Consider the following 18467-nt stretch of genomic DNA (forward strand, 5'->3'; position numbering starts at 1 on the left):
CTCGCGACAGAGGATCACAACGCGCTATACCGGGGCTTTTTTCCCGGCCGGCGCCGCGATCATGCACCTGAAGTTATCGCAGTGCTGTTCCTGGCAGCGTTTCGGCTTCAAGATTGGCCCTTCAAGCACTTGGAAGCGCTGATTTCGAAGGGAACAATCACTCAGACGCCGACCGCCTGCCGCGAAAGTGGGCTGCTTCTAACCGGAGAGTCGCCGAACGTCAATAAGGAACGCGCCGACTTTCCCGTAATTACGCGGCTTTGAGGCTTACGAAGCCGTGACCGCCGTCATAAATCGCCGCCACCCTGCCGGCAATTCATGTTTTTTTAACAAATGCCCCCGCCCGCGGCGCGGGAGGGGGCGATCTGAAAGGAATCAGGCCAGGAGGGCGGCGACGCCGTCGCGCTCTTCCAGCAGCTCCTTGAGGGTCTTGTCGAACTGGGTCTTGGAGAAGTCGTCCATGGGCAGGCCCTGGACCACTTCGTACTCGCCCGCGGTGCAGATGGCAGGCATGCCGAAAACGATGCCCTCGGGCACGCCGTAGGAGCCATCGGAGGCCACGCCCATGGACACCCACTTGCCGGCGGTGCCGTGGATCCAGTCATGCATGTGGTCGATGGCGGCATTGGCCGCGGAGGCCGCGGACGACAGGCCACGGGCCTCGATGATGGCGGCGCCGCGCTTGCCGACGGTCGGCAGCAGGGTCTCGCGATACCAGGTCTCGTCGTTGATGAGCTCCGGCAGCGGCTTGCCCTTCACGGTGGCGAAGCGGTAGTCGGCATACATGGTCGGGGAGTGGTTGCCCCACACCGCCACCTTCTCGATGTCCTTGCTCTCGACGCCGGCCTTGGCCGCGAACTGCGACAGCGCGCGGTTGTGGTCGAGGCGGAGCATGGCGGTGATGTTGCGGGCCGGCAGGTCCGGGGCGCTCTTGGCGGTGATGTAGGCGTTGGTGTTGGCCGGGTTGCCGACCACCAGCACCTTCACGTCGCGCTTGGCCACCTCGTTCAGCGCCTTGCCCTGGACCTTGAAGATCTCGGCGTTGGCGGAGAGGAGGTCGGCGCGCTCCATGCCCTTCGAGCGGGGACGGGCGCCCACGAGAATCGCGGCGTCGATGTCCTTGAAGGCGACCTTGGGATCATCGGTGATGACCACGCCCGCGAAATTCGGGAAGGCGCAATCCTCGATCTCCATCACCACGCCCTTCACGGCACCCTGCGCCTGCGGGAGGTCGAGAAGCTGGAGGATGACCGGCTGATCCTTGCCGAACAGGTCGCCGTTGGCGATGCGGAAAAGGAGAGAATAGCAAATCTGACCGGCGGCGCCCGTGACTGCGACGCGAACGGCGGGTTTGGTCATGAGAAGAAGCCCTTTGCCTTGGATGAGCCCCGAAGGCTCGGGCGCGCAATCTATGCTGCGGCGCGGCCGATGGAAAGGCGCTCGCGGGCCCCTCAATCGGCCATGCCGCACGACCTTCGGCTAAGCGCCTCGGGGCCGGGGCTTCCCTTTCAGACGTTGGCCGGGACCGGCGGAAAGGCGGCGGCCTTGAGAAAGGCGAGCGTGCTCTCAAGCTCTTCCGGCGTCACCGCGTAGTCGTAGACGCCGTCATACAGCCCGAAGAGGCTGCCGCTGATCTCCACATGGAGCTTCGGCGGCGTGTCCGTCCCTGCGGGCAGCAGGCGGCAGGCGACGGTGACGTCGGGACCCGACACATCACCCCGGCAGAGAATGGCGGCAGGCCCGCTGGCCCTCAGGTCGTAGAGCTTGATGATGGTCACGTCCTTGGGCCCATCGGGATCGATGCGGATGAAGCCCTTGTCGCCCGCCGTCTTCTCCAGCGTGATGCTGTAGCGCTGACCCTTGGCGTCCACTGGATTGACTGTAACCAGCATGATGTCCTCCCCCACCACCTCAAGGCGGCCAGGCCGGACAATACAACCAAAAAGAGCGTCGAGAAATAAAACAACCGACGAGGGCGCCGCTGTTACAGCACCACCACGTGATTGGGCATCTCGTTGCGGTCGTCGGGCTTGCGCGGGAGGGGGCCGGCGAGGAGGTCGCCGGCCTTCTCGACGCCGGCGACCAGCCCTTCGGCGAGGCTCCCCTGCCGGGCGCGGGCGGCCACCGCATCGCAGATGTCGCGCCACGCGGCGGCGCCCAGCGGGCCGTGCGCGGCATCGTCCGCCACCACCTCCACCAGGCGCTCGCGCGCGGCGGCGAAGATGAGGATGCCGGTGCGGCCCTTGGTCTGCGGGATGCCGTAGCTCAGGAAGGTCTCGATGGCCGCGTTGCGGGCGGCCGCCTTGAGCGCGAGGCGGGGCACCGCCTTCTCGGCCATTCCGGGCATGAGGAGCGCGGCGGCGAGAATGACGAACAGCGTGGCTTGCAGCGCCAGCGCCGAGAGCGCCGGCATGGGATAGGCCAGGACGATGAGCCACGGCAGCACCAGCGCCGCCAGCGAGGCCCACAGGATGGAGAAGAAGGGGTGCTGCACCAGCGGCGCCCGCGTCACCACCACGCGGATCTCGGCCGATGTCTTCCCCTCGGCCAGCGTCACCGCCTCGGCGATGCGCTGGAGCGCGTGCTGCGGCAGGCCGTAGCGGCCCGCATCCTGGGTGGTGGTCGTCGTGCTCGTGGCGGTCGTGGCGGATTGCTGGTTCACGCGAGCCCCTCCCCTGCACTGGCGCGCCCGAAGTTTGCAGGTGCGCGGTAAAATCGCAAGGGCGGGCCTACCAATCCCCAGACGCGCCGCCGCCACCGGAGGAGCCGCCGCCGCCCGACCAGCCCCGCCGGAGGAACCGCCGGACCAGCCGGAGCCGCTGCCGGTGCCCCATTCCCACGAGATCGGACCGCCAGCCACCGCGCCGCCGCGCCGCCTGCGGGCCGCAGGGCCGCCCGGCCCGCCGCCGCGCATGACGCGCCAGATGATGAAGCCCATGAAGATGACCATCACCGCGAAGAAGATGAGGTTGTCCACCTCCTCCTCGGTCCAGTCGGAGGATTCCAGCTGTTTCGCCCGCGCCTTCGCCTCGTCCGGGTCGAGGTTCAGGATTTCGAGGATGGCGTCCGTGCCCTTCACGATGCCCGCCGCCATGTCGCCGGACTTGAAGGCGGGCACGATGGCGTTGCGGATGATGGTGGCCGACACCGCGTCGGTCAGGATGCCTTCGAGGCCGTAACCCACCTCGATGCGCACCTTGCGCTCCGCGGGGGCGACGAGGAGGAGCACGCCATTGTTCTTCTTCGCCTGCCCGATCTGCCAGGTGCGGAACAGGCGGTTGGCGTAATCCTCGATGGAGGTGCCCTGCAGCGAAGGAACGGTGGCCACGACCAGCTGGTCGGTGGCCTTCGCCTCCTGCGCCGCCAGCTTGGCATCGAGCGCGGCAAGGGTGGCGGGGTCGAGCACATGGGCGGCGTCCACCACCCGCCCGGTGAGGGGCGGGAAGGTCAGTTCCGCCCAGGCGGGGGCGACGCCTACGGGCGCGACGGCGAGACACAGCGCCAGAAGGCCGGCCAGCACGAGCGCGAAGCCCGCGACCGGTCTGTGGACCGCAAAGGCGCGCGGCCGGCCCATCTGGTGGCCCATCGCCGTCGCTCCCCGCTCAGTTGAACTTCACCTTCGGTACCTGCATCTGCTGCTCGGAGATGGTGAAGGTCTCCATGGGCTTGTAGGCGCGATAGAGGGTGGCGGCCCACAGGGCGCCCGGGAAGGTCTTCAGCTCGGTGTTATAGACCCGCACCGCCTCGATATAATCGCGCCGCGCCACCGCGATGCGGTTCTCCGTGCCCTCGATCTGCGATTGCAGGGCGAGGAAGTTGGCGTTGGACTTCAGGTCCGGATAGGCCTCCGACACCGCGATCAGCCGCCCCAGCGCGGAGGACAGGCCCGCCTGCGCATCCTGGAACTGCTTGAACTGGGCCGGGTCGGTGACGGTGGAGGCATCGACCTTGATGGAGGTGGCCTTGGCGCGCGCCTCGATCACCGAGGTCAGCACGTCCTTCTCCTGGGCGGCGTAGCCCTTCACGGTCTCGACGAGATTGGGAATGAGGTCGGAGCGGCGCTGGTACTGGTTCAGCACCTCGCTCCACGCCGCCTTGGCGCGCTCCTCCTCGGTGGGAATCACATTGATGCCGCAGCCCGCCAGCGTCAGCGCGGCCAGCATGGCGAAGAGCGGCGCCCGCAGGCGGGCAAATTCACGAAGAACGATGGACATGGTGGCCCCTCCCCTGTCGCCGCATCCCGGCAGCGGCGTGCTTATAACACGGCAAAGGTCGAGAAAGGTTCCGGGACAATCCGGATGCCCTGCTCACGCCTTGCCCAGATACCCCGGCAAATCCTGCGCCTCGTCCAGCAGAGACACCTTCACCGCCAGCTTCTCGGCCAGCGCGATATCGGTCTCCAGCAGCCGCGTGGTCATGAAGGAGCGGTAGTAATTGCCCCACATGAATTCCTGGAACGGGGTGTCCTCGTTGGCATAGGCCTTCCCGCGCACGCCGCGGGCGAGCGTGCGCCAGGGATTGTCGGTGAGCTCGCTCACATGGCCAGGAATCTTCAGGCAGGGACGGCGGTTGCCGTCCACGTCGATGGGCCAGCACAGGCCCTCGGTCTCCATGCGGTGCCAGAAGGCCTTGAGGTCGAGGCTGGACCAGTCGGCCCGCGCCTCGCCGAGCAGCACGGTCTCGTCGCCGACGGCGAGGAGCGCCCGGCACAGATGGTGATGATCGATGATGTAGAGCCGGCGCTTCGGCCCCACCACGTAGGGCACCGGCCGGCTCTCCTTGAGCGTCCTCAGCTCGCGACGGGAGAGCTTGCGCATCAGCGCGGCCCGCCGCTCCACCTCCTGCAAGCCCAGCGTCAGCTGGGTGGGATTGAGCGCCGCGATGTCGATCTCGGTGAGGTCCGCCATTCGATTCCCTGCCCTGCCTGCGCGACGGCTGGAGCAGGCCCGAAAACGAAGGCGGCGGCAACCCATGCCGGGTGCCGCCGCCAAGCTTCAACGACCGGGGAGCGATCAGCCGGGGGAGATCATCTTCTCCGGCCGCACCACCGCGTCGAATTCCTCGTTGGTCACATAGCCGCCGCCCACGGCCTCCTCGCGCAGGGTCGTGCCCTTCTTGTGCGCGGTCTTGGCGATCTTGGCGGCGTTGTCGTAGCCGATCTTCGGGGCGAGCGCGGTGACGAGCATCAGCGAGCGCTCCAGCGCCGCCTTGATGTTGTCCTCGCGGGCCTCGATGCCGACCACGCAATTGTCGGTGAAGCTGATGGCCGCATCGGCCATCAGGCGCACCGACTGGAGGAAGTTGTAGGCCATCACCGGATTGTAGACGTTGAGCTCGAAATGGCCCTGGCTGCCGGCGAAGGTGAGCGCGGCGTTGTTGCCGAAGATCTGCACGCAGACCTGGGTCAGCGCCTCGCACTGGGTGGGGTTCACCTTGCCCGGCATGATGGAGGAGCCGGGCTCGTTCTCCGGCAGCGACAGCTCGCCGAGGCCGGAGCGCGGGCCGGAGCCGAGCAGGCGGATGTCGTTGGCGATCTTGAACAGGGAGGCCGCCACCGTGTTGATGGCGCTGTGCGAGAACACCATGGCGTCGTGGGCGGCGAGCGCCTCGAACTTGTTGGGCGCCGAGGTGAAGGGCAGGCCGGTGATGCCGGCGATCTGCGCCGCCACCTTCTCGGCGAAGCCGACCGGGGCGTTGAGGCCGGTGCCCACCGCGGTGCCGCCCTGCGCCAGCTCCATGAGGGCCGGCAGGGTCATCTCGATGCGCTTGATGCCGTTCTCGACCTGCTGGGTGTAGCCGGAGAATTCCTGGCCCAGCGTCAGGGGCGTCGCATCCTGGGTGTGGGTGCGGCCGATCTTGATGATGTCCTTCCACTCGGCCGACTTGGCGGCGAGCGCGCCGTGCAGGTGCTTCAGCGCCGGCAGCAGACGGTGGACGATCTCCTCCGCGCAGGCGATGTGCATGGCGGTGGGGTAGGTGTCGTTGGACGACTGGCTCATATTGACGTGATCGTTGGGATGCACGGGCTTCTTGGAGCCCATCTCCCCGCCGAGCATCTCGATGGCCCGGTTCGAGATCACCTCGTTGGCATTCATGTTGGACTGGGTGCCGGAGCCGGTCTGCCAGACGGCCAGCGGGAAGTGGGCGTCGAGCTTGCCCTCGATCACTTCCTGGGCGGCGGCGACGATGGCGTCGGCGAGCTTGGGATCGAGGCGGCCGAGATCGCGGTTCACTTCCGCCGCGGCGCGCTTGACGATGCCGAGGGCGCGCACCACCGGCAGCGGCTGCTTCTCCCAGCCGATCTTGAAGTTGCCGAGCGAGCGCTGCGCCTGCGCGCCCCAGTAGCGGTCGGATTCAACCTCGATGGGACCGAATGTGTCGGTCTCTGTGCGGGTGGTCATGGCGGGCCTTTCCTTAAGACGCGGGCGCGCGGCTCTTAGCACAGCTCACGCCCGCTGGGGGAGGCGGACCTCCACCCTAAAATAGTTCCAGAGAGGTAGCGGAGGGATGTTACCTCCTTGGAATTTAGCCATATCTTGACCGTGCTCAATGAGGTAAAATTCCTCTGCGGGCTAAGTGGCCTGACGCGTGACGCCGGCCGTACAGAAGATCATCTGCCGTCGGCGCGGAGGAATCCGACGGCAAGGTGAGGCAAGCGTTGGGCGACGTGGTCAATCTTCACCGGGCGCGCAAGGCGCGGGCCCGTCAGGCGGCTGATGCGGCAGCCAGCCAGAATCGGATCCGATTCGGTCGGACCAAGGCTGAGCGTCAGCAACAAGCGGACGAGCACGCGCGGCAAGAGCGCCACCTTGAGGGCCACGCCCTGACCGAGAGGGATGAACATGAAAAGCCCCGTGGTTAAAAGATCCATCGTCATTGCCGGGCACAAGACCAGCGTCAGTCTCGAGGATGCCTTCTGGGAGGCTCTGAAGGAGATTGCGAGCGGCCGCCGGCTTACCCTGTCCGATCTCGTGGCGACCATCGATTCCGGCCGTTCGCAGGGGAATCTCTCCTCCGCCATCCGCCTGTTCGTGCTCGACCATTATCGCGGCGCCGCCACCCAGGCGCGCGCCCAGGCCGCAGGAGAACGTCTCCAGGTCTCCAGCCCTCCCGTTGCGTAAGCGCGAGGTCAACCTTATCTGCGGACTGAGCTGACCGCGCATCGCGTTGAAAGGCGGTGCGCGGTTTCCTATAACCACCTGGCCCGGCGGGGCAGGCCTGACGCGGCGTGCCACGTCCAGGTCCTTCCCGCCGAACGGGTTTGTCCGGCAGATGTGCTCCCCAGAGGAGTCGTTTGCCTCGGGCGACCCGCTGCGGGCGGCGTGCTAGCGTGCGGCCAGTCCGCATCCGCGCCGGTGGCAGGATCAGCGACGCGGGTGCCGGTGGCGGCACCGCCCACGGGAGACGACGGATGTCGTGGAAGAATCAGAGTGGCGGCCCATGGGGTAATGGGCCGCGGGGTCCCTGGGGTTCGGGACCCTCTTCATCGGGACCGACGCCGCCAGACCTTGAAGACCTGATCCGCCGCAGCCAGGACCGCCTGCGCTCCATCATGCCCGGATCCTTCGGGACCAACGGCATCATCCTCGTCATCGCGCTCGTGGTGGCCGGCTGGTTCCTCTCCGGCTTCTATCGCGTGCTGCCCGACGAGCAGGGCGTGGTGCTGCGCTTCGGCAAGTTCGTCGGCATCACCCAGCCGGGCCTCAACTATCACTGGCCCTATCCCGTCGAGACCGTGCTCACCCCCAAGGTGACGTTCGTCAACCGCATCGACATCGGCATGCGGGTGAGCGAAGACCCCCGCCGCAACGGCACCCGGACCACCGATGTGGCCGAGGAGAGCCTGATGCTCACCGGCGACGAGAACATCGTCGACGTGGACTTCTCGGTGTTCTGGGTCATCAACAACGCCGAGGAATACCTGTTCAACGTGCAGAACCCCGAGGGCACCATCAAGGCCGTGGCCGAGAGCGCCATGCGCGAGGTGATCGGCCGCACCAACATCCAGCCCATCCTCACCGGCGCCCGCCAGGGCATCGAGACCGGCGTGCAGGAGCTGATGCAGCAGGTGCTCAACGGCTACAAGGCCGGCGTGCAGGTCACCCAGGTGCAGATGCAGAAGGTTGATCCGCCGAGCCAGGTCATCGACGCCTTCCGCGACGTGCAGGCCGCCCGCGCCGACGCCGAGCGCGCCCAGAACGAGGCGCAGACCTACGCCAACCGCGTGCTGCCCGAGGCCCGCGGCGAGGCCTCCCGCATCGAGAATGCGGCCCAGGCCTATCGCGAGCGGACCGTGGTGGAGGCTCGCGGCCAGGCCGCCCGCTTCCTCAAGGTCTATGACGAGTACCAGAAGGCGAAGGAGGTCACGCGCCAGCGCATGTACCTCGAAACCATGGAGCGCGTGCTCGGCAGCGTGGACAAGGTGCTGGTCGATCCCTCCGCGGCCCGACAGGGCGGCAGCGGCGTCGTGCCCGTCCTGCCCCTGACCGACACGATCCGCCGCGCCCCGGCGCCGGCCACGCAGCCCCAGGGAGCCGCCCGATGAGAAATCCGGTCTTCGGCGGCGTCCTCGCCGTCCTCGGCGTCATCGCCCTCGTCCTCGTCTATTCGTCCGCCTTCATCGTCAGCCAGACCCAGCAGGCGCTGGTGCTGCGCCTCGGCGAGCCGCTGGCGCCCGTGACCTCGCCCGGACTGCACTGGAAGGTGCCGTTCATCGACAGCGTGGTCTATATCGACAACCGCATCCTCGACCTGGAAAACCCCCAGCAGGAAGTGATCGCGGCGGACCAGAAGCGCCTCGTGGTGGACGCCTTCGCGCGCTACCGCATCACCAACCCGCTGCGCTTCTACCAGTCGGTGGGCACGGTGCAGGGCGCCAATTCCCGCCTCTCCACGGTGCTCAACTCGGCGCTGCGCCGGGTGCTCGGCGAGAACACCTTCATCAGCGTGGTGCGCGACCAGCGCGAAGGGCTGATGCGGCAGATCAATGAGCAGGTGAACCGCGAGGCCGCCAACTTCGGCATCACCGTGGTGGATGTCCGCATTCGCCGCGCCGATCTGCCGGAAGCCAACAGCCAGGCGGTGTTCCAGCGCATGCAGACCGAGCGTCAGCGGGAAGCGGCGGAAATCCGCGCCCAGGGCAACGAGGCCGCCCAGCGCCTGCGTGCCCGCGCCGATCGCGAGGTCACCATCGTGGTGGCGGAGGCGACCTCCAAGGGCGAGCAGCTGCGCGGCGAAGGCGACGCGGAGCGCAACCGCATCTTCGCCGATGCCTACCAGCGCGACCCGGACTTCTTCGCCTTCTACCGCTCCATGCAGGCCTATGAGGCGAGCATGAAGTCGTCTGACACCCGCATGCTGCTGGCGCCGGATTCGAACTTCTTCCGCTTCTTCCAGAGCCCCACCGGAGTGTCCGCGGCAGGTGCGCCCGTCGCCCTGCCGGCGGCCGGCAACTGACCGGCCCGGCAGGCGGCATGAAGGACCTCCTGGCCGCCCTCGGCCTCATGCTGGCCATCGAGGGCCTGTGCCTCGCCGCCTTCCCGGGGGCGTGGCGCAAGGCCATGCGGGCGGTCCTCCACGCGCCGGAAACCCCCATGCGCCTCGCCGGCCTCGGCGTCGGCGCGCTGGGGGTGCTGGTGGTGTTTCTGGTGCGCAGCTTCTGAAGGCGGGGCTTTCCGGCCCCGTTTTCCAATCCATCCATCCACGGGATCGCCCGGCTTGTCCGGGCGATCCACTTTCGGGCCGCAGGTGTGCCCGCTGGCCGGGAGCACTCACGCGGCGCCGTGGATCCCCCGAACAAGCCGGGGGATGACGAAAGGTGAGGAACGCAGACGCCCGGCAACTGAACGGGAAACGACCAGGGTCGGCATGGCGGCCCCTGTTGCAGGCTGCCGGCGGTGAGATTGCCGCAATCGTCCCTGACTGTGCGCCCTCCCCCGCCGGATCGTGAGCATCGCGGGGCTTGCGCCCGGAGCGCTGGCGTCGCAGCCTCTGGGGATGATCTCGAGGACAGCCATGCCTGCACCGTTCGTGCCTTCCCGTCTCCTTCCCGGCCTGTCCCGGCTGCCCGCGCTGCTGCTGGCGGCGGCGGTGGCCTTCACCGGCATCGGCAGCGCGCCGCTCCATGCCGCGCCCGGCAAGGGGCCGGATACGGTGGCGGACGTGGCCGAGAAGGTGATGGACGCGGTGGTGAACATCTCCACCTCGCAGAACGTCGCCCCCTCCCGCTCGGTGCCCGCCCCGCAACTGCCGCCCGGCTCGCCCTACGAGGATTTCTTCGACGAATTCTTCAAGCGCCGCCCGGAGGATGGCAGCGAGCAGCGTTCGCGCCGCGTCTCCTCGCTGGGCTCCGGCTTCGTCATCGATCCGTCCGGCTTCATCGTCACCAACAACCACGTCATCTCGGATGCCGACGAGATCTTCGCCAATTTCAACGACGGCTCGAAGCTGAAGGCCGAGGTGGTCGGGCGCGACACCAAGACCGACCTCGCCTTGCTCAAGGTGAACCCGCCCAAGCCCCTCGTGGCGGTGAAGTTCGGTGACAGCGAGAAGCTGCGCGTGGGCGACTGGGTGATGGCCATCGGCAACCCGTTCGGCCTCGGCGGCACGCTGACGGTGGGCGTCGTCTCCGCTCGCAACCGCGATATCAATTCCGGCCCCTACGACAACTTCATCCAGACGGATGCGGCCATCAACCGGGGCAATTCCGGCGGCCCGCTGTTCAACATGAATGGCGAGGTGATCGGCATCAACACCGCCATCATCTCCCCCTCAGGCGGCTCCATCGGCATCGGCTTCGCCGTGCCCTCGGCCACCGCCCAGCCGGTGATCGCCCAGATCGAGCAGTTCAAGGAAGTGCGGCGCGGCTGGATCGGCGTGCGCATCCAGCCCGTCACCGAGGACATCGCCGAGAGCCTCGGCCTCGGCAAGCCGCGCGGCGCGCTCATCGGCGTGGTGACGGAGAACAGCCCGGCCGCCCAGGGCGGCATCAAGGCCGGCGACGTGATCGTCAAGTTCAACAGCCGCGACGTCAAGGAAGTGCGCGACCTCACCCGCACGGTGGCCGACACCATGGCCGACAGCGAGGTGGAGGTGGTGGTGATCCGCAGGGGCAAGGAGGAGACCTTGCGCGTCAAGGTCGCCCGCATGCCGGAGGACGACAAGCCGGAGGCCTCGAAGCCTGCCCCCGAGGCGCAGAAGGTGCCGCCGAAGAAGGCGCTCGGCATCGAGCTCTCCGCCATGAGCGACGACCTGCGCAAGCGCTTCAAGATCAAGAGCGAGATTTCCGGCGTGGTCATCACCGACGTGGACCGCTCTTCGCCGGCCTCAGACAAGGGGCTGAAGGCGGGTCAGGTCATCGTGCAGGTGGGCCAGGAAGCGGTGGCGAGCCCCGCCGACGTGGAGAAGCAGATCGACGCCCTGCGCAAGGCCGGCAAGCGCTCCGCCCTGTTCCTCGTCTCCGATGGCGAGGGCAAGCAGGAGTTCGTGACGGTGCCGCTGAACTGAGGGGGCACTGTCCCGACTTTGGCGCCCTCGACCCGGGTGCCCATCACGGCGTCAGGGGACGGGAGCGATCCCCTCCATTCCGATGCATCGTCATGCCCGGGCTTGTCCCGGGCATCCACGTGGATCGGCTGGGAATAGCTTTCCGCCTTTGGCGCCATCGGCCCGACGTGGATGCCCGGCACAAGCCCGGCCATGACGGCGGTTCTTTAGTCTCGGCGCCCCCTCACCCCACGTCGCCCTTGAGCCGTGCCTCAGCCCGCGCCCGGCCCATCAGCGGCAGCAAAGCGGCGAGCTCGGGGCCGGTCTCGCGGCCGGTCAGCGCAAGGCGCAGCGGGTGGAAGAGGCCCCGGCCCGAGCGGCCAGTGGCGGCCTTTACGGCACCCGTCCACGCCTTCCAGAGACTGCCTTCCCAAGGGATCGCCTGCCACGGGCCACCATCCCAGGGCGCAGGCGGCAAGAGAGTGGCGGCCTCAACGAGGAAGGCGCGATCGGCGTCCGCGATAACACCCGCCTGCGGCGTGGACACGATCTCCCACCACACCCTTGCATCATCGAAGCGGGCAAGGTTTGTCCGCATGGCGTGCCAAAACTGCGTTCCGCCGCCTATGCCTTCCGCCTCAAGCCGCGCGGCGGCGGCGGCGAAGGGCATGAGGTGCAGGGTGCGGGCGGTCAGCGCGTCGAGATCCGCCGGATCAAAGCGGGCGGGCGCGCGGGAGATGGCGGCAAGGTCCACCATCGCCGCCAGCGCATCGAGGCTTTCGACAGCCTCCACCGCATGGGAGGTGCCCACCAGCACCGAGAGCGCGGCCACCGCCAGCGCCTCTTGCCCCGCCTCGCGCAACGCCGACAAGGAGAGGTGGCCGAGCCGCTTGGAGAGGCCTTCGCCGGACGGAAGGGTCAGCAGATTGTGGTGCGCGAAGCCGGGCACCGGGCCGCCCAGCGCCTCGAAAATCTCGATCTGCACCGCCGTGTTGGTCACGTGGTCCTCGCCCCGGATCACCTGCGTGACGCCCAGCGCCAGATCGTCCACCACCGAGGGGAGCGTGTAGAGGAAGCTGCCGTCGGCGCGCACCAGCACGGGGTCCGAGAGGGTGGTGGTGTCCACCTGCTGCGGGCCGCGCACGCCGTCGTCCCATGCCACCACGCGATGGTCGAGCCGGAACCGCCAGTGCGGGCGGCGGCCCTCGGCCTCCAGCCGCGCGCGATCTTCGGGCGAGAGCGCGAGGGCGGCGCGGTCATAGACCGGCGGCAGGCCGCGGGCGCGCTGGAGGCCACGCTTGAGGTCCAGCTCCTCCTCGGTCTCGTAGGCGGGATAGAGGCGGCCCATGGCCTTCAGCCGCTCCGCCGCCGCCGCATAGTCCGCGAGCCGGTCCGACTGGCGCACGGTGACATCCGGCGCGATGCCGAGCCATGCGAGGTCGGCGGCGATGGCATCCGCATATTCGGCCCGGGAGCGGGCGGCGTCCGTGTCGTCGAAGCGCAGGATGAACGTGCCGCCGGCGCGGCGGGCGATCAGCGCATTGAGGAGCGCGGTGCGGGCATTGCCCACATGGATCAGGCCGGTGGGCGACGGGGCGAAGCGCAGCACGGGCGCGGGATTTCGCAGGGGAGCGGACATGAGGAGCCCATAACCCGCCTTGCGGCGCGCGTCGATGGGCGGGGCCCCGAAAGCGAAGAGCCCGGCCTTGCGGCCGGGCTCTCCTGTTCGTTCAGCGCGGTTGCGGGCAGTCCGGGCCCTGGCACCGGTTGCCGCCGCCCTGCTGCGGCTGCGGCCGCTGCTGCGGAGGTTGCGCCTGTTGCTGCGGCGGGCGCTGCTGTTGCTGCTGCTGGATCAGCTGCTGGCGCTGCTGCTGGTACTGCTGACGCTGCTGCTGCATCTCCTGCTGACGCTGCTGATTCATCTGCTGAATCTGCTGCTGCTGTTGCTGACGCTGCTGCTGCATCTGCTGCTGGCGCTGCTGGATCTGCTCCTGCTGGCGCTGCTGCATCTGCTGTTGCTGCTGCTGGCGTTGCTGGACCTGTTCCTGCTGGCGCTGTTGCTGCTGCTGGCGCTGCTGGATCTGTTCCTGCTGACGCTGCTGCATCTGCTGCTGACGCTGCTGGATCTGCTCCTGCTGTTGCTGCTTCAACTGCTGTTGCTGCTGCTGGCGCTGCTGGTTCAGTTCCTGCTGTTGCTGGCGCAGCTGCTGCTGGCGCTCGGCCGGCGACGGCTGCCCCGGACGCGCACCCGGCTGGCCGGGCTGCCCCGGCTGGACCTGCCCCGGAGGCACGCCGGGCTGCCCCGGACGACCGCCGGGCTGACCGGGCTGGCCGGGCTGGACCTGCCCCGGAGGCACACCGGGCTGACCCGGGCGACCGCCGGGCTGACCAGGCTGGCCGGGCTGGACCTGTCCCGGAGGCACACCGGGCTGACCCGGGCGACCGCCGGGCTGGCCGGGCTGGCCGGGCTGGACCTGTCCCGGAGGCACACCGGGCTGCCCCGGACGACCGCCGGGCTGACCAGGCTGGCCGGGCTGGACCTGTCCCGGAGGCACACCGGGCTGACCCGGTCGACCGCCGGGTTGACCGGGCTGGCCGGGCTGCACCTGTCCCGGACCACCGGGCTGGCCGGGAGCTCCCGGATTGCCAGGACCGCCCGGACCGCCGGGCTGACCGGGACCACCGGGATAGCCGGGACCACCCGGTCCACCGGGACCACCGGGATGACCGGGACCGCCAGGACCACCGGGCTGGCCCGGGCCGCCGGGATAGCCGGGACCACCCGGTCCACCGGGACCACCGGGATGACCGGGACCGCCAGGACCGCCGGGCTGACCGGCACCACCGGGGTAGCCGGGACCACCCGGACCACCCGGACCACCGGGACCACCGGGATAGCCGGGACCGCCCGGTCCACCGGGATAGCCGGGACGTCCGGGGGGATAGCCGGGGCTGCCGGGGTAGCCGGGCTGGCCCCAATTGGGCGGCGGGCGCGGGGCATCCGGCGGCGGCCGCATGCCGGGAGGCGGTACGTAGCCGGTGCGCCACCAGCCGGGCGGACGCGGGCCGGGAGGCGGCGGGCCCCAGCCGGGACGCGGCCGCGGGTTATAGACCTCCCAGCGGTAGCGATCCGCATACCAGGGCTGGTTCACATAGATGGGCCGGTTGACGTAATAGGTGTTCCAGTATTGGGAGGCGGCGAAAGCCACCACCGGCACGCCGATGGCGGCGACGCCCCAGTCAGGCAGCACGGCGGTGCGGCCTTGCTGCTCGTAGCCGATGTACTCGCTGTACACCCAGCCACGGAAATCCTGCCAGATCACATCGCACCAGGACTCGTCCTGGAGGCAGCCTTCCACCTCGATGGGCGAGCCATCGGGGATGACGCCGAGGCTGGGGAATTCGGTATCCGGCCCCGTCCGGATGTTGACGTTTGCCGTGGAGAAGGCCGGCGCGGCCTGCGCCGAAACGATCCCCGCCATGGCCAACCCGGCTACCCAGCCGGTCAGCTTCAGCACCCTCATGGACCACTCCCATGCGACTCGCATTGAGCCGATGAGGATACTTTAAACCCGCCCTCATGGCGTTTCGTGTGCGCAGGCAAGGCGTTTCGCAAGCGCAGGCGCGGCCGAATTGCGTCAGGAGATGGTGAACGGGACGATATCGCGCACGTTCTCGTCGATGCGGATGTCGCGGTCGAGGGGCGGAAAGGCCCGGAGATCGCAGTCCCGGCGCGGGCAGATGCGGCAGGACACGCCGAGCTTCGCCACCGGCGCCGCCTTCAGGTCCAGCCCGTCCGCATAGACGATATCGTGGGCGAAAGAGACCTCGCAGCCGAGGCCGAAGGCATAGGCCCGCGCCGGCTGGCCATGGCGCAGCGCCGGGCTCGACACAGCGCGGGCGAGGCAGATGTAGCGGGCGCCGTCCGGCATCTCGCCCACCTGCACCAAAGTGCGGCCCGCCACCTCGAACGCCTCGTGCACGTTCCACGCCGCGCAGGCCCCGCCGTGGCGGGCGAACTGGAAGCGCGTCGCCGAATGCCGCTTGGTGATGTTGCCGGCCCGGTCGACCTTGGCGAAATAGAAGGGCACGCCCTTCGCCCCCGGCCGCTGGAGGGTGGAGAGGCGGTGACACACCTGCTCCAGGCTCGCCCCGGTCTCCAGCGCCATGCGGTCGAGGTCGTGCCGCAGGCGGCGGGCGAGTTCGAGGAAGCGGCGATAAGGAAGTATCAACGCACCTGCGAAATAGTTCTGCAGCGCCAGCCGGCAGATCTCTCCCGCCGTCTGGCTGCGGAAAGCGCCGGAGGACACCGTGTGCTCCACCAGCGCCCCATGCTCCAGCTGGGCCATGGTGACGGCCATGCGGAAGGCCCGCGTCGCCGCCGGCAGCACGCCGGAGAGCACCAGCCGCCGCGCCCGCGGATCGTAGCGGGAGAGGGGCGCGTCGGGGTCGGCCGGGCCGATCTCCACCTGCACCTGATGGCGGCGGGCGAGATGGGCGGCGATGGCCGCGCCGGGTTCGCCCCCTTCCATGATGCCGAGTGACGTTGCGGCATTTTCTGCCGCGCGATCAAGGCCATCCACGTAATTGTCAATGTAATGGAAGAAGTCGCGGACCTCCTCATAGGGGATCAGCTTGGACTCGTCCGCGCCCGGCGTGACGCCGGCCGTGATCATATCGTCGAGGGACGCCCGCCATTCCGCCGTGCGGCGCAGCGCGACGTGCATCCGCAGGAAGGCGTGGGCGAAGGCGGGCGAGAGGTTCGCCACAGCCTTCATGTCCTGAAGGCCGAGGTCGAGATCCTTGAACAGGGGGTCGGCCGCCGTCTCGCGCAGGTCGGCCACCAACCGGTCGAGGTCTTCCGCGCCGAAGGAGGTGATGTCCACCGCGAAGGTGCGCGAGATGGCGATCAGCACCGAGGCGGTGAGCGGACGCTGGTTGCTCTCGATCTGGTTGATGTAGGAGGGCGAGACGGCGAGGCGCTGGGCCAGCTCGCCCTGCTTCAGCCCCAGCTTCTCGCGCAGCCGGCGCACCGCGTGGCCGGCAAACACCTTCTGGCGCATGTCCCCTCCCGCACCTCTCAGCGGTCGTCGGCCGCGACTGACCTAACGTCCTGTACCGCCAGAGCTTCGAGTTCCGGAATGTGAATGATTTACAATTCGCAATGTCAATTTTTCACATATTCCAATGCATCGCAACTCCTGTTAGCCGAGTTGCGACGCACTTGCGGGAAACGCCTGCGGGCCTTGCGGGAAAGCCGGCGCGAAAGCGCTGGCGAGCGCGCGGGAACCCGCTAGTCTCAAATTTACCTCTGGCCTCATTGAAAGGCGCTCGGCATGAAGGACATCCTTGAGGAGCTCGAGAGCCGGCGGGGTGTCGCCCGCCTCGGCGGTGGCATCAAGCGCATCGAGGCGCAGCATGCCCGCGGCAAGCTCACCGCCCGCGAGCGCATCAGCCTGCTGCTCGATCGCGGCACGTTCGAGGAATACGACACCTTCGTGCAGCACCGCTGCGTCGACTTCGGCATGGAGGACCAGAAGGTCCCCGGCGACGGCGTCGTCACCGGCTGGGGCACCGTCAACGGCCGCAAGGTCTTCATCTTCGCCAAGGACTTCACGGTGTTCGGCGGCTCCCTCTCCGAGGAGCATGCGCGCAAGATCACCAAGATCCAGGACATGGCGCTGAAGACCCGCGCCCCCATCATCGGCCTGTTCGATGCCGGCGGCGCCCGCATCCAGGAAGGCGTGGCGGCGCTCGGCGGCTACGGCGAGGTCTTCAAGCGCAATGTGATTTCCTCGGGCGTCATCCCGCAGATCTCGCTCATCATGGGCCCCTGCGCCGGCGGCGACGTCTACTCCCCCGCCATGACCGATTTCATCTTCATGGTGCGCGACACCTCCTACATGTTCGTCACCGGCCCCGACGTGGTGAAGACGGTGACCAACGAGACCGTCACCGCCGAGGAGCTGGGCGGCGCCAAGGTGCACACCTCCAAGTCCTCGGTGGCCGACGGCTCGTTCGAGAACGACGTGGAGATGCTGCTGGAGACCCGGCGCCTCATCGACTTCCTGCCCGCCAACAATATCGACGGCGTGCCCGAGTGGCCCTCCTTCGACGATCCGGGCCGCACCGACGCCAGCCTCGACACGCTGGTGCCGGACAATCCGAACAAGCCCTACGACATGAAGGAGCTGATCCTGAAGGTCGTGGACGAGGGCGATTTCTTCGAGATCCAGGCGGCCTACGCCAAGAACATCCTCACCGGTTTCGGCCGCATCGAAGGGCGCACGGTGGGCTTCGTCGCCAACCAGCCCATGGTGCTCGCCGGCGTGCTCGACAGTGACGCCTCCCGCAAGGCGGCCCGCTTCGTGCGCTTCTGCGACGCCTTCGAGATCCCGATCGTCACCTTCGTGGACGTGCCCGGCTTCCTGCCCGGCACCGCGCAGGAGTATGGCGGCCTCATCAAGCACGGCGCCAAGCTGCTGTTCGCCTATTCGCAGGCGACGGTTCCCCTCGTCACCGTCATCACCCGCAAGGCGTTCGGCGGCGCCTATGACGTGATGGCCTCCAAGCATGTGGGCGCCGACGTGAACTATGCCTGGCCCACCGCCCAGATCGCGGTGATGGGCGCCAAGGGCGCGGTGGAGATCATCTTCCGCCAGGACATGGGCGACCCGGACAAGATCGCCGCCCAGACCAAGAATTACGAAGAGCGCTTCCTCTCGCCCTTCGTCGCCGCCGAGCGGGGCTTCATCGACGAGGTGATCACCCCCCGCTCCACCCGCCGACGCCTCGCCCGCGCGCTCGCCATGCTCCGCACCAAGAAGCTGGAGCAGCCCCCGCGCAAGCACGACAACATGCCGGTGTGAGGCCGGGATTTCGGTGATCTCCCTCTCCCCTTGCGGGAGAGGGCCGGGGTGAGGGGTATCGCGCCGCTGCGCCAGGCGCCGGGCAGCCCCCTCACCCGCCTCCGCTGCGCTCCG

General features: G+C 68.4%; 16 protein-coding genes and 1 pseudogene. 8 read left to right on the top strand and 9 right to left on the bottom strand.

The window, feature by feature from the left end:
• Positions 1-375: 375 nt before the first annotated feature.
• The 7 genes and pseudogenes from A37E_RS0124200 to fumC all read right to left on the bottom strand — a co-directional run bounded on the left by A37E_RS0124200 (position 376) and on the right by fumC (position 6401).
• Complete coding sequence (locus tag A37E_RS0124200; RefSeq protein WP_024278436.1) at positions 376-1359, bottom strand: malate dehydrogenase; 984 nt, start codon at positions 1357-1359, stop codon at positions 376-378.
• Positions 1360-1508: 149 nt separating this feature from the next.
• Positions 1509-1892 (bottom strand): hypothetical protein, encoded by a 384-nt coding sequence (locus tag A37E_RS27105; protein WP_156026415.1) that lies wholly within the window; start codon positions 1890-1892, stop codon positions 1509-1511.
• A 92-nt stretch (positions 1893-1984) separates the two neighbouring features.
• Positions 1985-2413 (bottom strand): TPM domain-containing protein, encoded by a 429-nt coding sequence (locus tag A37E_RS27730; RefSeq protein WP_348550901.1) that lies wholly within the window; start codon positions 2411-2413, stop codon positions 1985-1987.
• 316 nt (positions 2414-2729) lie between these two features.
• Positions 2730-3574, bottom strand: a pseudogene (locus A37E_RS25630) (TPM domain-containing protein).
• A gap of 28 nt (positions 3575-3602) precedes the next feature.
• Positions 3603-4214 carry a LemA family protein gene (locus A37E_RS0124220; RefSeq protein ID WP_024278433.1) on the bottom strand — a complete coding sequence of 204 codons (612 nt, stop codon included), beginning with the start codon at positions 4212-4214 and terminating at the stop codon, positions 3603-3605.
• Positions 4215-4307: 93 nt separating this feature from the next.
• Positions 4308-4907 (bottom strand): ParB-like protein, encoded by a 600-nt coding sequence (locus A37E_RS0124225; RefSeq protein WP_051679306.1) that lies wholly within the window; start codon positions 4905-4907, stop codon positions 4308-4310.
• A 105-nt stretch (positions 4908-5012) separates the two neighbouring features.
• A complete protein-coding gene (gene fumC, locus A37E_RS0124230; protein WP_029558964.1) occupies positions 5013-6401 on the bottom strand; it encodes a class II fumarate hydratase in 1389 nt (462 codons plus the stop codon).
• A 266-nt stretch (positions 6402-6667) separates the two neighbouring features.
• Between fumC and A37E_RS26675 the strand changes: the two genes are divergently transcribed.
• From A37E_RS26675 to A37E_RS0124260, 6 genes are all read left to right on the top strand, one after another.
• Complete coding sequence (locus tag A37E_RS26675) at positions 6668-6862, top strand: DUF4169 family protein (protein ID WP_229647000.1); 195 nt, start codon at positions 6668-6670, stop codon at positions 6860-6862.
• Complete coding sequence (locus A37E_RS0124240; protein WP_024278429.1) at positions 6843-7121, top strand: ribbon-helix-helix domain-containing protein; 279 nt, start codon at positions 6843-6845, stop codon at positions 7119-7121. The genes A37E_RS26675 and A37E_RS0124240 overlap by 20 nt, the downstream gene beginning before the upstream one ends.
• A gap of 290 nt (positions 7122-7411) precedes the next feature.
• Complete coding sequence (gene hflK / locus A37E_RS0124245; protein ID WP_029558965.1) at positions 7412-8545, top strand: FtsH protease activity modulator HflK; 1134 nt, start codon at positions 7412-7414, stop codon at positions 8543-8545.
• Complete coding sequence (gene hflC, locus A37E_RS0124250; RefSeq protein ID WP_029558966.1) at positions 8542-9456, top strand: protease modulator HflC; 915 nt, start codon at positions 8542-8544, stop codon at positions 9454-9456. Before hflK ends, hflC begins: the two co-directional genes overlap by 4 nt.
• Positions 9457-9473: 17 nt before the next feature.
• Positions 9474-9662, top strand: a complete 189-nt coding sequence (locus A37E_RS0124255) for a DUF2065 domain-containing protein (protein WP_024278426.1) — start codon at positions 9474-9476, stop codon at positions 9660-9662.
• 352 nt (positions 9663-10014) lie between these two features.
• A complete protein-coding gene (locus A37E_RS0124260; protein WP_029558967.1) occupies positions 10015-11505 on the top strand; it encodes a DegQ family serine endoprotease in 1491 nt (496 codons plus the stop codon).
• A gap of 223 nt (positions 11506-11728) precedes the next feature.
• Here the strand turns inward: A37E_RS0124260 and A37E_RS0124265 are convergent, their stop codons facing one another.
• Positions 11729-13123, bottom strand: coding sequence for a glutamate--tRNA ligase (locus A37E_RS0124265; protein WP_029558968.1), 1395 nt, complete (start codon positions 13121-13123; stop codon positions 11729-11731).
• Between the two features lie 19 nt (positions 13124-13142).
• On the opposite strand from A37E_RS0124265, the gene A37E_RS27675 reads away from it, so the two are divergent.
• A complete protein-coding gene (locus A37E_RS27675) occupies positions 13143-15035 on the top strand; it encodes a hypothetical protein (RefSeq protein ID WP_280938451.1) in 1893 nt (630 codons plus the stop codon).
• An 87-nt stretch (positions 15036-15122) separates the two neighbouring features.
• Here the strand turns inward: A37E_RS27675 and A37E_RS0124280 are convergent, their stop codons facing one another.
• Entirely contained in the window at positions 15123-16547 is a 1425-nt protein-coding gene (locus A37E_RS0124280) for a short-chain fatty acyl-CoA regulator family protein (RefSeq protein WP_029558971.1), read from the bottom strand.
• A 273-nt stretch (positions 16548-16820) separates the two neighbouring features.
• Here A37E_RS0124280 and A37E_RS0124285 point away from each other — a divergent pair, with 273 nt between their 5' ends.
• Entirely contained in the window at positions 16821-18353 is a 1533-nt protein-coding gene (locus A37E_RS0124285; protein ID WP_029558972.1) for an acyl-CoA carboxylase subunit beta, read from the top strand.
• The last annotated feature ends 114 nt before the right edge of the window (positions 18354-18467 follow it).

Origin of the sequence: Xanthobacter sp. 91 (assembly GCF_000702385.1) — a bacterium.
GTDB lineage: Bacteria > Pseudomonadota > Alphaproteobacteria > Rhizobiales > Xanthobacteraceae > Xanthobacter > Xanthobacter aminoxidans.

Coding starts and splice junctions, on each gene's coding strand:
- A37E_RS0124280 (WP_029558971.1), bottom strand. CDS start 16,547: ATGCGCCAGAAGGTGTTTGCCGGCCACGCGGTGCGCCGGCTGCGCGAG.
- A37E_RS0124225 (WP_051679306.1), bottom strand. CDS start 4,907: ATGGCGGACCTCACCGAGATCGACATCGCGGCGCTCAATCCCACCCAG.
- A37E_RS0124200 (WP_024278436.1), bottom strand. CDS start 1,359: ATGACCAAACCCGCCGTTCGCGTCGCAGTCACGGGCGCCGCCGGTCAG.
- A37E_RS27105 (WP_156026415.1), bottom strand. CDS start 1,892: ATGCTGGTTACAGTCAATCCAGTGGACGCCAAGGGTCAGCGCTACAGC.
- A37E_RS0124265 (WP_029558968.1), bottom strand. CDS start 13,123: ATGTCCGCTCCCCTGCGAAATCCCGCGCCCGTGCTGCGCTTCGCCCCG.
- hflC (WP_029558966.1), top strand. CDS start 8,542: ATGAGAAATCCGGTCTTCGGCGGCGTCCTCGCCGTCCTCGGCGTCATC.
- fumC (WP_029558964.1), bottom strand. CDS start 6,401: ATGACCACCCGCACAGAGACCGACACATTCGGTCCCATCGAGGTTGAA.
- A37E_RS0124255 (WP_024278426.1), top strand. CDS start 9,474: ATGAAGGACCTCCTGGCCGCCCTCGGCCTCATGCTGGCCATCGAGGGC.
- A37E_RS0124220 (WP_024278433.1), bottom strand. CDS start 4,214: ATGTCCATCGTTCTTCGTGAATTTGCCCGCCTGCGGGCGCCGCTCTTC.
- hflK (WP_029558965.1), top strand. CDS start 7,412: ATGTCGTGGAAGAATCAGAGTGGCGGCCCATGGGGTAATGGGCCGCGG.
- A37E_RS27730 (WP_348550901.1), bottom strand. CDS start 2,413: ATGCCGGCGCTCTCGGCGCTGGCGCTGCAAGCCACGCTGTTCGTCATT.
- A37E_RS0124260 (WP_029558967.1), top strand. CDS start 10,015: ATGCCTGCACCGTTCGTGCCTTCCCGTCTCCTTCCCGGCCTGTCCCGG.
- A37E_RS0124240 (WP_024278429.1), top strand. CDS start 6,843: ATGAAAAGCCCCGTGGTTAAAAGATCCATCGTCATTGCCGGGCACAAG.
- A37E_RS0124285 (WP_029558972.1), top strand. CDS start 16,821: ATGAAGGACATCCTTGAGGAGCTCGAGAGCCGGCGGGGTGTCGCCCGC.